Here is a 15,229-nt window from a genome sequence, read left to right on the forward strand (position 1 = left end):
AGTTTATAAATTCTTGATTTTTTTGTTACTTTTTGTATCAAGACAAAAAGTAAGGCTAAGAATTAATCCCAAAAACTGTTTTCTGAAAAGTTTAAACAGCTTCAACATCAAAAAAGCGGTCGAAAAATATTTTCCACCGCTTTTTTGATAAAAACTTGGAGAATAATCCCAATCCTAAAAACTCGGGATCACTCATGTAAATTATTCTTGGATATAGATGTTTTAGCTCAAGTCATAAAGCCTAAGGCAAATACTTTCTATTCCAATCCTAAAATCACTGCCCAAGCATCTCGAATTTTGTTTTGGTCGAGAAGTGCTTTTGCTAATAATAAACTTGGTTTTTCATCAAGATTTAGAAGATAGGTTTTGCTATCCTCTTCTGATGGGAGATTACTCTCGTTTCCTAATTTACCTAAATCATTACCGTCAAAAAGTTCTGAATTTTTAACAAACTCAGGAATACTATCCACGCCAACTCCTAAATGCACATTAGGCTTTGGCACTTCAAACATCGCCTCAGGGGTGATGCGAGCGTACCAATCTGCTCCCATACGAGCAACCCAATCGGTCTTAAGCTGGTCAATTTTTCCATGCTCATCCAATAGATTTTCTGCGATATGAGCCATTACAATTTCACAAATAGCAATGTTTGAGGTCCCATAAGATTTTATTTCTAATATCTTACATTCAAACTGCACGGGCGCTTCTTTGACTCTTGGAGGCTTTACTAAAACAGATGCTTGTTCGGTAAAACCAGCCTTCACAAACTCGTTGGTTCCTTTGGGAAACTCACAGCTTGACAAGGACATTTGCTGCACCATGGCATAATCCACCAAATTGATTACGACTTCTGGAAAAGCCTCAATATTTTCGGTTGTATTCTTCTTCGAATTATCACGACCTCTATTATTGGGAGAAAAAACCAATAACGGTGGGTCGATACCTACGATGTTAAAAAAACTAAAAGGGCTTAAATTGACATTTCCATCGGCATCGACCGTAGAGGCAAAAGCGATAGGTCGAGGAGCGATGGATGTGGTCATATACGAGTAAAATACTCGCGCCGCCATATCTTTAGGGTTGAGAGATAGCATAAGTATAAATGCTTAATTTTGAGTCGTGAATTATGAATATTTTTGAATCTATCAGGCTTTAAACCAGTATTTTCTATTGAAAGAACAGCAATGACGATGTTAAAAGTTTTATTTAGCGGGTAAAACTTTATTGTGCAAATTTCCAAACCCCACTCTTATACCATTTTTTTCTGCCCAGCCTTTCATCACTACCGAATCGTAATCTTGTAAAAATATACGACTGTCACCATTGGTTAATGTTAATGCTTTTTTACCATTTTCTGTAATTTCTAATAAACAACCATAACTTCCCAATTCTGGACCAGAGATAGTGCCCGACGCCAGCAAGTCTCCTGTGTTGAGATTACAGCCATTGACTGTATGATGCGCTATTTGTTGCGCCACATTCCAATACATGTGTTTAAAATTGGTTTGTGTCACAACAGTAGGTTGAGCATCTTCTGGTTTTATTTCAACAGATAAATGAATATCAAAATTTCGCTCACCACTAGTCTTCAAATAATCTAAAACCTCAGGGTCTTGTACAGGGCTTTCAACTCTAAAATACTGCAATGCTTCAAGGGTAACTACCCAAGGAGAAATAGCAGAAAAAAAGTTTTTCCCTAAAAATGGACCTAGTGGCTGATATTCCCAACGCTGTATATCACGGGCAGACCAATCATTAAAAAGTACAAAACCAAAAATATGTTCTTCTGCTTTTTTTGCTGAAATTCTTTCTCCTAATTCTGAAGGTTTTCCGATGATAGTAGCCATTTCCAACTCAAAATCTAATGCTTGCGTAGGACTAAATTTTGGGATGGGATTATCAGGTGTACTGAGTTCTTTATCGATAATTTGACCATAAGGACGATAAAAATCCATCCCTGATAATTGAATTGAAGAAGCTCGACCATGATAACCTACGGGCAGATGTCTCCAATTGGGAAATAGCGCTTTGGCAGGGTCTCTGAATAATTTTCCAGCATTTTGTGCATGCTCCAAACTAGAGTAAAAATCGGTGTAATCACCTATCAGAAAAGGAAAATGCATGGTCGCATCCACTTGCAGTGTGAGTCCCTCCTCCTCTATTGCCTCTCTTTCGGTAGTAGCTTGTGACAGCAAAAACTGTAGTCGCCCCCGAAGCTCTCTTACCGCCTCATTACCCAATGCCATAAACGAATTCAGGACAGGCTCTTGAAGTGTTTCGAGCTCAAAACTCAACCCATCCAAAGCACCCTCGGATACCAAAAAATGTAAATCAAGGATATAGTCACCTATAGCTACTCCAATTCTTGGAAAAGGCGTGTTTTGTGTTGAAAAGACCCCAAAAGGTAAATTATGAATACTAAAGTCTGAATCGGCAGGTATATCTAGCCAAGTTGGAATGGTTTGCATCATTAGTTTGGATGAAATTAAGGGGTCAGTAAAATAGGAAAAGGCAGTTCAACATTTGTGCGCAAATACTCTACAGAGATTACGCACAAACATAACTACCTGAAAGTCAAAAGAATTGAAGAGATTTCCAAATCTTCTGAACAGAACATTTTACTTAAACCGCAAACCACCATGAAAAAAGGGTTTACTGATAACGATTGGGCTTGTAGGAGATGTTTCTCGATAATTAACCAGTTATGTTGTTGTAAATAGAATCAAGGATACGAACAAAAGTTTGATAGTCATTTTCTGACAAATCGCCCCAACCTTTGCGCCTGACTTCTGCTACGATTGGAAAAGCATCATGAAATTTCTTTTCGCCATCTGCTGTCAAACTAATATTGAATCGCCGCCTGTCATTTTCTGCCATAGAACGCTCTGCTAAGCCTTTTTTTACTAGAAGGTCAATAATTCTAGTAACAGTAGGGGCATCTTTTACCGTCATTTCGGCTAGTTCGTTTTGGCTAATGCCATTCTTTTGACTTCTATAAATATGATCCAACAAAACCCATTGGTCAACCGTAATATCAAGCTGGGCATCGTCTAGTTTTTTCTGTAGACTCTGCCGTATTTTTTTCATGGTGGTATCTATTTTGAAGAAATACGCACGTGAGTCACTTGGATTGGTAGTCATATCAGAAAAAGGTATATATGAGTATTGAGATAGTTTGTTATGTGCAACAGTTGTATTTGTTAAAACAACTGTTAGTGTTCAAATATAATAGAAAATCTCAATAACCTACCAACGCTTTTCTAATAAACCACCAAATCTATTGATTAAAGGGTACCTCTCAATGCTTGTTCTCTTTCAATTGCTTCAAAAAGTGCTTTAAAATTTCCTTTTCCGAAGGATTTGGCACCTTTTCTTTGGATAATTTCAAAAAACACCGTAGGTCTTGAAACTACGGGCTTCGTGAAAATTTGCAACAAATAACCCTCTTCGTCTCTATCTACCAAGATATTAAGGGCACGAAGCGACTCAATTTCTTCGTCTATTTGCCCAACTCTTTCAAGTAAAGAGTCATAGTAATTTGAAGGTACTTGTAGAAACTCTACCCCTCTTGCCATCATTCCTTGTACCGTTTCAAGGATATTATCGGTCGCCACAGCGATATGCTGCACACCAGAGCCTCCGTAAAAATCAAGGTATTCTTCTACTTGTGATTTTTTCTTTCCTTCGGCGGGTTCATTAATCGGGAATTTGATTCTACCATTGCCATTCGACATTACTTTGCTCATCAAAGCCGTATATTCTGTCGAAATATCTTTATCGTCAAACGAAACCATTTGAGAAAAGCCCATTACTTTTTCGTAAAAAGCAGTCCAAGTGTTCATTTCGTTCCAGCCCACATTGCCAACCATGTGATCTACATATTTCAAACCTAAGTCTGATGGTTGATAGCTCGGGTTCCACGCGACAAAGTTTGGTAAGAAAATTCCTTGATAGGCTTTTCTTTCTACAAATACATGGATGGTATCGCCATAAGTTTTGATAGCAGAACGAACCACAGAGCCATTTTTATCAGACTCTTCTGTTGGTTCAAAAACAGGTACAGCTCCACGTTTGGTAGTTTCTTCAAAAGCACTTCGTGCATCATCGACCCATAAAGCAACGGCTTTAACACCATCACCATGTACATCGATATGACGACCGATTTCGGTATTCGCTACCAATGGCGTGGTAAGCACCAAACGAATCTTATCTTGCACCAAAACGTAGCTTTCACGATCTTTCAAACCAGTGCTCAAACCTGCATAAGCCAATGGTTGAAATCCAAAAGCTGTTTGAAAATAATGCGCCGATTGACGAGCATTGCCCACATACATTTCGATGTAATCAGTGCCATTAAGTGGCAAAAAGTCGGTAGTTGCCATGGCTGGCACAAGGGTATTTTCAGATACTAGCATAATGTTGTCCGATTTCTGAGTCGTGAAAAGTAAAAGTATTTTTCTTATGTTTTAGAGTCATTCTTTTCTCTAATTCTTGCTCAATGAAGGGAATAGAGTGGAATAAATCTTCGTAGGAGTCAATCACAAAGTATTGAGCTTGGTAATGGTCTTTGATATACGGAGTATCAAAAATCTTGACGACATCGTAAGGAATCCTATCTACCGTGTCAGCTTGGAGCGAATACACGCTTTCGCCAGAAGATGACAGAATTCCTGCTCCATAAATCTTTAGTTCTCCATCTTCTCTAATTAAGCCAAACTCTATGGTGTACCAATACAACCTAGCGATGTATTCGACTGCCTCTTCATCATCTACAAATCGTAAGGCTATTCGAGCCAGTTCTTCTAAAAAATGACAAATTGAAGGATTTGAAAGTAAAGGCACATGACCAAAAATATCATGAAACATATCTGGTTCTTCCAAATAATCTAGCTGCTCACGTTTTCGAAGCCAAGTCGAAGCACAAAAGTTTTTGGCCTGCATTAATTCAAAAAATGGTCGGTTTGCAATCAGTCCTGGCACCACATGAATCTGCCAACCCGTATATCCACGCAACAGTACATTGGTTTCAGCATAGTTAGGAATTTTCTCGGCCGAAAACTGCACACGTTCTAAGCCCGCAAGATATTCTTTACTCGCCAACTTGGGCAGTTGTGCCATTTGTCGTTCAAAAAGAATTTTCCAAACTTCTCTATCATCCGATGTATAGGATTCATAGTCTTGCGACATCGAAAAAGGTTTAAAATCGTATTCCATTTTCTTTATGAGTTATGAGTTGTGAGTTGTGAGTTAGGGAAATTTGTTTTTGTGAGGAGACAGTCCTTTTTTGCTTCTATTTTTTCCGTTTTGTGAATCCCTTATTACATTCATCATTCACAACTCACAATTCTACATTATTATTTTTCAAGCCATGATTGGTAGTATTTCCCATCATCAATTTTCATGGCAGCCTCGGTCAACATCAAAGGCCTGAAAGTGTCTACCATCACAGCCAACTCGTGGGTTTCGGTTTTACCAATACTGCGTTCCATTGCTCCTGGGTGTGGTCCGTGTGGGATACCACCAGGATGAAGCGAAATATGTCCTTGAGCAATGTCATTACGACTCATAAAATCGCCATCTACATAATACAACACTTCGTCGGAATCGATATTGGAATGATTATAAGGTGCTGGAATACCCTTTGGATGATAGTCATACAACCTCGGACAAAACGAACAAACCACAAAAGCATCGGTATGGAAGGTTTGATGCACTGGCGGTGGTTGGTGAATACGCCCTGTAATCGGTTCAAAATTGTGAATCGAAAAGCCCCACGGATAGTTATAACCATCCCAGCCTGTCACATCAAAGGGATGCGCAGCATATACCACTGAATGTAAGGTTTGTTGCTTTTTGATTTTTATCAAAAAATCACCCGTTTCGTTATGAGTTTCGAGTTGTTGAGGCAACTTGTAATCCCTTTCGCAAAAAGGCGAATGTTCCATCATTTGCCCAAAATGATTACGGTATCTTTTGGGAGTATAAATTGGATGAAATGATTCCACAAAAAACAGACGGTTATCTGCCGTGTCAAAATCAATCTGGTAAATCATCCCTCTTGGAATCACGAGATAATCGCCATACTCAAAAGGGATATTTCCCATCATGGTGCGCAAAGTCCCCTTTCCTTTATGAATAAATAAAAGTTCGTCTGCGTCTGCATTTTTATAATAGTAAGTGCGAAGTGATTGCTGTGGAGCCGCCACACCAATGTGTAAATCATTGTTGACCATCAAGGTAACTCTGCTATCCAAAAAATCTTGTGCAGGCGCAACATTGAATCCAATAAGCTTTCGAGAAGCAATGTTTTTATCAACCGCAATTTTAGGAGCTGTTGAAATACTCTCGAGAATCTCCTTTACCTGCGTCGGACGATGGTGATGATACAACAATGAAGACATTCCATCGAAACCAATCGTTCCGAATAATTCTTCGTAAAACAAACCTCCAGTAGGTTTCTCAAACTGAATATGTCTTTTGGAGGGAATATCTCCCAAACGATGATATATTGGCATGGCTATTATTGTTTTTACTAATATTTGTCATGACAAATATTAGTATGCAATTTTAAAGCTTATATTGATTAATTCCAAGAAAAAATTGATTAAAAATTATTTAGAAAGCTAAAAATGCATGATGGAAGAATGGTAGAAGTTTGTTTAAGAAGTTTTTTTGATGTTTCCGCAATCAGCAATCCTAAATCTGAAATAACTATAAACAGTCATGTAGGAGCAAATAGATTTATATTCCCTTAACATTTCTCTAAACTTTGGGCTAAAGTGTAGACCTACCTTTGCTAGCGAAATTCAAAATGAAGGTTGGAAACTCAACCACATACAAGCATTTAATAATTTATGAAAAAACTATTATCTATCTCTCTAGCATCGTCATTGGCGTTGGCTGGTTTAACTTCGTGTCAAAAAGATGAAAATGGTGTACCAAGTACACCCGTTGTTATCAAAGATTATTCTGTAAACCCTTCCTTGGTAACTACCCTTTCGGGTTTTGATGCTGTTAAAATTAATACCCTTATTAGCTCAGACGACAAACTGACAGACTCTCCTAATTTTGTATTCGGTGCACAACCAGACGGTGCGGGCTTGATGAAAAATCCATCGGGTGAAGGTTTTATCTTGATTAACAACCATGAAATTATTCGTTCGGTATCAAGAGTATATCTTGACAAAACCTTGAAACCAACCAAAGGCGAATACATCCTTGATGGTGACGGAGGAACATGGCGTTTGTGCTCAGCGACATTGGCTACTCCAGAAGTTCATGGATTTGGTCCAATGTTTTTGACTGCGGGCGAAAGTGGTGCCGAATCTTTGGTTTATGGCATTAGTCCTCTTGCTGATATTTCGGGTAAAAAAGATGCTTCGAGAGTATTACCTGCTTTGGGTAAAGCTAGTATGGAAAATGCTGTACCACTTCCCAAAGAAGCTTTTGCAGGTAAAACTGTTATTATTATTGGAGAAGACGACACCAATGGTCAGTTGGTCGCTTATGTATCTAATACTGTTGGAGATTTGAACAATGGAAAATTGTATTTCTTGAAAAGAACCAACAGTGACCCTATCGAAACGAATATTGCTGTTGGACAGAAATATGATGTAGAATTTGTAGAAATTGAAAATGCTAAAACCTTGACAGGTGCGCAGATTGCAGCCCTTTCGGTTACTAAAAATGTCATTCAATTCGCTCGTGTAGAGGATGTTGACTATGGAAAAGGTTCTGCTTCAAAAAATCGTGATATTTACTTTACTGCGACTGGTGTGAGTCAAAGTGACAAGAAAAGTCCTGTAGCTGGCAAAACTATGTGGGGACGTGTGTACCACTTAGCACTTGATGCTAGCAATCCATTAAAAGGAACGTTGGAAGCATTGGTAGACGGTGTTGTTGACCCAGGTAATAGCATTGTAAACCCTGACAACATTTGTGTAACTGAAAACTACGTTTACATTCAGGAAGATGGTGACTCATTCTATGCTGACAATAAACACGATGGTCGTGTGTGGCAATACAACATCGCTACGAAAGCATTGAAACCAATGATTGAAATGAATCACCGTCGCACAGATGCTACTTTCAATGCAAAATATAACCCAATCAGTGTGAATACTTTGAGCTCTTGGGAATACGGTGCCATGCACGATATTTCTGAACTTGTGGGTATTCCTGGCACGTTTTTGTTGAACGTTCACCCACACACTTGGCGTGATATGAAATATAGCAATGCAGATGGTAGTAACTCGACTGTTGCAAAAAGTATTACAGATAGTAGCACAGGATCATACGCAGAAGGCGGACAAGTTGTAATTTTGTCTGGCGTACCAAGATAAACGAAAATCCTAGATCAATCATAAATAAAATCTCTCGTTAGTCATATTGCCCTTGGTTGTTATAATCAGGGGCAATTTTTATTCTTAGATAGCACTATGAAAAAATATACATTACTTTTCCTTATTTCTTTGCTATGGTCTTGCAAACCAGAGAATCCGACTATTGCTTTCAAGAAACAAATGGCAAAGGATTTGGGCATTTTGAATGAACAAGTATCAAAACTACAGCAAGCTGTAGTTACCAAACAACCACAAGATTCTATACAAAAAGCTTTTCTTCAAGCTAGAATAGCCTATAAAAAAATTGAATTTATTACAGAATATTTCATGCCTTCTGCCACAAGATTAGTCAATGGCGCACCTTTGAATGAGATTGAAATAGAAGAAAATATGATTAATGAGCCTGGTGGTTTTCAGGTGATTGAAGAATATGTATTTCCAAAAATCGATACGGCTAATCATCAGGAGCTGGTTCATCAAATCAACAAACTGCAAACAGAACTCAAACGATACCAAACTTTACAGGAAATCGAATACATGCCAAGCCAATGTTTGGATGCCGCTCGTTTAGAGATTTTTAGGATAAGTTCTTTGGGATTGAGCGGGTTTGATACGCCTCTTTCACAAAACAAAATTGCCGAGAGCAAAGCGGCATTGGCTCATTTGCCTAATTATTTAAGCCTTTTTGGAGAGATAGATCACGATTTAGAAAAAGCATTTTCGGAGACTATTCAATTTTTAGAAAAACAAAGTAATGAGAGTTTCGATGCACTAACTTGTATCAAAAAGTATCTTCAACCGCTCACTAAAAGTCTGGTTAATTGGCAAAAAAGTCAAGAAATAGCGCCAATGAAAGATACTCGTATTCTTTCTGCCGAGGCTAGTTCTTATTTTGACGCTAATGCTTTTAGTGGCGATTTTTATACACATAATTCGGACTCATATACCACTCCAGCCAAAACAGAATTGGGTCAGATGTTATTTTTCGATCCTGTTCTTTCTAATGGAAATGGCATCAGTTGCGGTACTTGTCATCAGCCAGACAAAGCATTTACTGATGGACTCAAAAAAGCCAAAGGTATTTTAGGCAAACAAGTTCAACGCAATACTCCTACCCTCATGTATGCAGGCTTACAAAGCAAACAGTTTTATGATTTGAGTGTGAGTAGTTTGGAAGAACAAGCAGAAAAAGTGGTACATAACCCTTTAGAAATGAAGGGAAATTTAGAAAAGGCTTTATCTCTCATTGAAAAGGATGAAAAATATGCACAAGCTATTCAAAAAGCTTTTCCAAAAGTAAATAAACTAGAAACTAGACATTTGAGAAATGCCATAGCGTCTTATGTTCGCTCACTATCTCCTTTTAAGAGTCGTTTTGACCAATATATGAAAGGAAAAGGTATTTTGGATGACACCGAAAAAGTAGGATTTAACTTGTTTATGGGAAAAGCCAAATGTGGTACTTGTCACTTTTTTCCATTATTTAATGGAACTGTTCCTCCCGATTTCCAGAAAACAGAATCAGAGGTTTTGGGCATTTTTGACCAACCTCGAAGCAAAAAAATAGATAGGGATTTAGGACGTGGTACGTACAATCCACAGATTGCTGATTGGCATTTTGCTTTTAAAACACCCACCATTCGCAATATTGAAAAAACAGCACCTTATATGCACAACGGTGCCTATCCAGATTTGAACTCCGTAATTGACTTTTACGATCATGGTGGAGCCTTAGGATTGGGCGTAAATCTGGAAAATCAAACCCTTTCAGATGAACAACTCAAATTGAGCCAAGCCGAAAAAACAGCGCTTATCGCTTTTCTAAAAACACTTACAGATAGATAGATAGATAGATAGATAGATAGGAGTTGTGAATGATGAATTGTGAATGATGAGTTAGTAGTGTGCGAAGGATTTTGGGATTTCAGATTTCGGAAATGTAGGCTTCTATTTTTTTTAACAAATAAAGATATCTCACATTATATCCGAAATCAGAAATCCCAAATCAGAAATTGTCTATCGCTTACTCCGAGCAATCAACGATTTATAATAGCGACTCATAAAATCATAAATCAATAGCTCATGCGTGCGCTGTCCATCAGGAATTACCCGATTGATGGTCATGTGAATCAAATCACTGAGATATTTCGAGCGATAATTAATGTCTTGTTTTTCCAAAATAGTCTTAACGGTATTTGAGGTTTCTATCGAACGATTTTGAATAAGCGATAAAAGTGGCGCATATTCATGTTCTTCTGCCAACCCTAAAGCCAGAAATTGTTCGAGTGATGTACGGTTTTCTCTATATTTTGCATCAAGCAACAGCTTCATAGGTTTGTCCAGATTAAACTCTCTAGCAAAACTATCTCTCATCGACTCTATCAAAGAGAGCTTGTTTTGAGTGGTACATTCAAAGTCTTCCAACAAAATATCCAATGCTTTGCAAGCAAATATCCATCGTAAGCCATCTCTATTTTCCTTTGTGGTTACGTTGATAAAACCGAGCACCATATCGCTATCAGCCCCAAACCATTGTTCGGTTTCTTCCATAATATTTGCTCCATATCTTTCTAATTCACGTTCGTATGTGTCGACCAAAATTTGGGATATTCGATTATTTTCCTTAAAAATCAAAAGAGCCTGATTGATACTGGTTAATACTTGAGCGATGGCATTAACATCTTTCAAATGGAATCGCAATCGAATATGCTTTTCGGGGTCTGCATAACGAATAAAGAACCAATTGTCTATCAAATTAGAGTCTTTCAAGTGCGTCAGCACAGGCGTAATCGCCTCCGAAAGAATGACCTCCGCTGACTGCACACCACAATAAACCTTGTAATAGAGCCATTCAGAACCTAGGGCAAATGACCTTTGTGTAGACTCAAGAGGCTTCACGAGAAGCGGCTTTGAAGTATAGTGCTTTTCTTTTTTTACTAAAAATGCAACTACCTGATTGGTAAAGCCTTTGTGTTGATTATTTTGGAAAATGGCAGAGTCTGGATTGAACAAAAACTCTTTAAGCGTAATTTCTGACCTATTTTTGATCGTATCTAACCATGTTTGAACACTTAAAGGATTCTGAGTATTGACCAATAATTCATTGTCTGAATCTGATAAAACAAATCGTTGAGGTAGTTTCCATTCTTCAAGGAATAAATCTAACGCTTCTTGATTTTCTGGTTGCTTGAGTAATTTCTCAAAATCCTTGCGTTGCAATTGCCAAGTAGCTGGTTCTAAAATCATGTTTTTAAAACAAACTCTTGGGTAAAAAGAAGCTTCAGGATAAACTTTTTGCCAGTTAATGCCTACAGAATTTGTCTGACCTTGATGCTGTAAATCGCCTAAAAAACGATACACAGGAACCGCATTATGGATATAGTTGTGCGCATTACTCAACCTTGGCACTATCTCTTTTTGTAGTCTTTTTGAGCGCAAAATCACTTTTCTAGCCATAATATCTACCGAGACCATCAAATCATCCAAAGCCAATTGATTTGCTGACTCCACCGAAGATTTTGCCAAATACGGAATTTCATATTGCCGAAAAGCAGGGTGAAGAATGATATTTCCCACACGATTTTCAGGAAGGTGTACAATTTCTGCCAAAATTACCTCTGGATTTTGAGCCTGCTCCTGCTTGGTAATTTCCTTCGCTACAGACAATATTTCCTCAGAAGCATGCGCGAAACGACCGATGATATTGACGGCACTCGAACCTCCAATATTTTCGAGATACATCGGATATTGACTATCTCCCGTCAAACGAAACATGACTGGAATAGACGCTGCCATGGGAAGTTTATCCGAAAATAGTTGTCCAATTTCTGTTTCCTGTAGGTCAATTTGAAAGGCGTTTTGGCGATAAGCTTCGAGCCATTGTTGAAACAGATATTGCTCCCATTTGCCCATTTGCCAAGATTTTGTGGAAGATATCTGCCCTTTTGCACTCAATCCTTCAGCGATAGGCGTCAATTGATTTTTACCTGTTATCCCATATCCTATACCAGCTTCGGTATCCAAAGCTACCAGCAAAGGCACTTCCTGTGCCTCGTATCTTTCATAAAATTGGTCGATAAATTGTTGCATCGTACCATTTTCGCTTGAAGTTTGTGCTTTATAGAGAAGCTCGATTGCCTCCGATATGTCCTCCTGTATATCTTTTTGAATGAAAGTCTGTTCGAGTTGATTGATTCTGTCGGTTTGAAAGAGTTTGCCTTCCTCAAACGGAACACCCAAAGGCTGAAGTAATTCCATAATTTGAGTATAATGTTCGACGGTACTATATGGCTGTTTATCAATATCTTCCAAAGCCCTTTCAACCCTTTGCAGAATAGACAAAATACCGTCTAAATCTCCGTTTTGATTGATTCGGGAAAGAATCATAATAAGTTGTTGTGTAAAAGTCTCACCCGTAATAGCAGGCTCCAACTCACTAACCAAGAGTTGCGTACTAATCAGTTCTGCCACAAAACCCAGCGCCTGTTCTAGGGTAATTTCGTCGTCTACTAAAGATGACGCTAATGCTAATAAAGTTGAACCTGATTGTGCTTTTTCTAGGATAAACTCAATATAAGGCGAATAATCGATGGCTGAAATCTGATGATGTCGCTTTCCATTTACATAACGATATTCCACATAACGAAACTCCTCCCCTAGTCGATACTGACTTGAATTAGGAAAATAAAGAATTCGTTGTGCTATCGCTGGAATTTCTGCTAAACGCTGTGCCAAAGCCCCAGCATAGTGCATATCTAGGCGCGTATGTCGGTGGAAGAATTCTGAAAATTGGATGGAAGTTTCGTCACTCCATTCGGCGACGGCACAACCTGCAAAGAGTCCAAATGGCGTACATCTCGAACACATACGAGTGTAGTATTTTGATAAAGAAAATAAGATTTTTTGCTTCTTCTTCGCATCCACTTTTTCTTGATTTTTTAAAGCTTTGGCTTCTTCAAAAAGCACAGGGGAGGCTAAATACAGGGCTTCGGAGAAATGCGGATTTTCTAGTAGTTGCAAAAGAAAAGCTTCATCAAAATCATCATTAAAAGCAAATGCAGGTGTACGAATTATGAGTTGGGGTAGGAATTGGTAAATAGTTTTCATGTGTCAAATGCTCAGTTTCACTTTTGACGCAATTTATAGTTAATCGACGAAAAATAAAGATTTATAAGGAATTTATTTCAAGAACTGTATATCTTGTCCACAAAAAAACGGCTTGAGTCATTACAAATCAAGCCGTCGTGAAGATAGCGGAGGTATATTAAGAAATTAGTCTTTAAATAATCATAAAAACTAAATTCAAGCCCCAAACTAGATAATGGTATCAAAATTAGAAATCAAAGTACAACTCCTCATTCACAATTTCTTGACTATCTAGTATCCCGCATTTTGTATATATAGACCAGTTTTTACATCAATTTCTGTTTGAGGAATTGGGTAGATGATGTAGTTTGTCGTAAATGATTTCATTTGCTTCAACACATCTTCTTTAGGAATCCATGCAGCCATCACTTTGTCGACCACACCAAAACGTACCAAGTCATGCCATCTCGAACCTTCCGCAGCAAATTCTTTACGGCGCTCAGCCAAAAGTCCGTCTAAGGTCAAAGTAGTAACGTTTGCCAAGCCAGCACGTTTACGAATTTGGTTTACCAAGGCAATAGCTTCGTCAGTTGCTACACCATTGTTGGTACGCATGAGACACTCAGCTTTTAACAACAAAATATCTGCATAACGAGTCACGATAAAGTTGATAGGCCAGTCAGTACGGCTTTTACCATATTTTGACAAATCAAGATATTTCTTAAAAAATGGACGTGTTTCTTGCACGCCATTCGAAGTATATCCTGTCAAGATAGAGAATGTTCTACGAACGTCGGCTGCTTCATAAGTACTTACCAAATCTGAAGAAACTGGGCGGATGGTCAAACCACCTTGTGCACCCAAGCCATTGGCAGTGAAATAAGTATCAGGAGCTAACATCCAAGGGAAACTTGCTCCTAAGCCCAAGCCACCGCTGATATATTGCACGTCGAAAACCACTTCACTGTTATTTTCATTTGTATAAGAGAAAACCCCAGCATAAGTGCTTTGAAGCGCATATTTTCCAGAACTAATTACATCATTTAACAAGGTTAACGCTTGTGACCATTCATTTGAGTTGATACCCGGTCCTTCGATACCGTAAGTAGCACCCGAACGAGTCATGTAAACCAAAGCTAACAAGCTTTTGGCAGCATTGTTTGTAGCGCGCCCAACGTTGGTTGTCGTATAACTTACAGGTAAATTTGTTACAGCAAACTGCAAATCTGAAATGATTAATTTGTACACATCTGCCACCGAAGAACGACCTATTGCAAGAGCTTCATTTTGTGAAACCACTTTATCAATTACAGGTACTTTGCCAAACCAGCGCAACAAGTCGAAATAAAACGTAGCACGCAAATAACGAGCTTCTGCCTCAAAACGAGTTTTCAAAGCAGGGTCTGTAATCACAGCACCATTTTTTGTCAACTGGTCTAAAAAGTTATTCGCCTTAAAAATACCACTGTAGTTGGCACTCCAAGCCTCCGCAACGTAAGGGTTAGAAGAAATCGTTTGGTGGAAAGAGTTGATACCTTCCCAGTCACGCACACCACCATCAGATACCGCATACAAGTTGTCTGAGCGAGTTTCTGATAAATTTAACTGACGTTCAGGATAGGCTGACAAAGAAGCATAAACTGCATTGATGCCTTGCAAGAAGTCGTTGTTGGTTTGGTAAAATGTCAAAGTTGTGGCACTCGAAATAGGCGTTTGGTCAAGTTCGTCAGTACAACTTGTCAAACCTAAAGTAGCCAATGCTATATATAAAAATACTTTTTTCATGTTGTCAATGTAATTAT

General features: G+C 38.4%; 10 protein-coding genes. 2 read left to right on the plus strand and 8 right to left on the minus strand.

What is annotated here, in order from left to right; genetic code table 11:
- Nucleotides 1–257: 257 nt before the first annotated feature.
- The 6 genes from QM481_RS00545 to QM481_RS00570 form a co-directional block, all read right to left on the minus strand.
- Entirely contained in the window at nucleotides 258–1,094 is an 837-nt protein-coding gene (locus QM481_RS00545; protein WP_283380233.1) for a flavin reductase family protein, read from the minus strand.
- 108 nt (nucleotides 1,095–1,202) lie between these two features.
- On the minus strand, nucleotides 1,203–2,471 hold the full coding sequence (gene fahA, locus QM481_RS00550; RefSeq protein ID WP_283380234.1) for a fumarylacetoacetase: 1,269 nt from the start codon (nucleotides 2,469–2,471) through the stop codon (nucleotides 1,203–1,205).
- A 223-nt stretch (nucleotides 2,472–2,694) separates the two neighbouring features.
- Nucleotides 2,695–3,141: a MarR family winged helix-turn-helix transcriptional regulator gene (locus tag QM481_RS00555; protein WP_166549390.1), complete on the minus strand. Its 447-nt coding sequence runs from the start codon at nucleotides 3,139–3,141 to the stop codon at nucleotides 2,695–2,697.
- A 143-nt stretch (nucleotides 3,142–3,284) separates the two neighbouring features.
- Entirely contained in the window at nucleotides 3,285–4,415 is a 1,131-nt protein-coding gene (hppD, locus tag QM481_RS00560; RefSeq protein WP_283380235.1) for a 4-hydroxyphenylpyruvate dioxygenase, read from the minus strand.
- On the minus strand, nucleotides 4,402–5,214 hold the full coding sequence (gene phhA / locus QM481_RS00565; protein WP_205690754.1) for a phenylalanine 4-monooxygenase: 813 nt from the start codon (nucleotides 5,212–5,214) through the stop codon (nucleotides 4,402–4,404). The genes hppD and phhA overlap by 14 nt, the downstream gene beginning before the upstream one ends.
- A 140-nt stretch (nucleotides 5,215–5,354) precedes the next feature.
- Nucleotides 5,355–6,515, minus strand: coding sequence for a homogentisate 1,2-dioxygenase (locus QM481_RS00570; RefSeq protein ID WP_166549392.1), 1,161 nt, complete (start codon nucleotides 6,513–6,515; stop codon nucleotides 5,355–5,357).
- Between the two features lie 339 nt (nucleotides 6,516–6,854).
- Here QM481_RS00570 and QM481_RS00575 point away from each other — a divergent pair, with 339 nt between their 5' ends.
- Nucleotides 6,855–8,342: a PhoX family protein gene (locus QM481_RS00575; RefSeq protein WP_283380236.1), complete on the plus strand. Its 1,488-nt coding sequence runs from the start codon at nucleotides 6,855–6,857 to the stop codon at nucleotides 8,340–8,342.
- Between the two features lie 96 nt (nucleotides 8,343–8,438).
- Complete coding sequence (locus QM481_RS00580; RefSeq protein WP_283380237.1) at nucleotides 8,439–10,187, plus strand: cytochrome-c peroxidase; 1,749 nt, start codon at nucleotides 8,439–8,441, stop codon at nucleotides 10,185–10,187.
- Nucleotides 10,188–10,358: 171 nt separating this feature from the next.
- Here the strand turns inward: QM481_RS00580 and QM481_RS00585 are convergent, their stop codons facing one another.
- Together QM481_RS00585 and QM481_RS00590 are read right to left on the minus strand one after the other, a co-directional pair.
- Nucleotides 10,359–13,448: a lantibiotic dehydratase gene (locus QM481_RS00585; protein ID WP_283380238.1), complete on the minus strand. Its 3,090-nt coding sequence runs from the start codon at nucleotides 13,446–13,448 to the stop codon at nucleotides 10,359–10,361.
- Between the two features lie 270 nt (nucleotides 13,449–13,718).
- Nucleotides 13,719–15,212, minus strand: a complete 1,494-nt coding sequence (locus tag QM481_RS00590) for a RagB/SusD family nutrient uptake outer membrane protein (RefSeq protein WP_283380239.1) — start codon at nucleotides 15,210–15,212, stop codon at nucleotides 13,719–13,721.
- Between the last annotated feature and the right edge of the window lie 17 nt (nucleotides 15,213–15,229).

It is taken from the genome of Flectobacillus rivi, assembly GCF_030056655.1.
GTDB classification, from domain to species: domain Bacteria; phylum Bacteroidota; class Bacteroidia; order Cytophagales; family Spirosomataceae; genus Flectobacillus; species Flectobacillus rivi.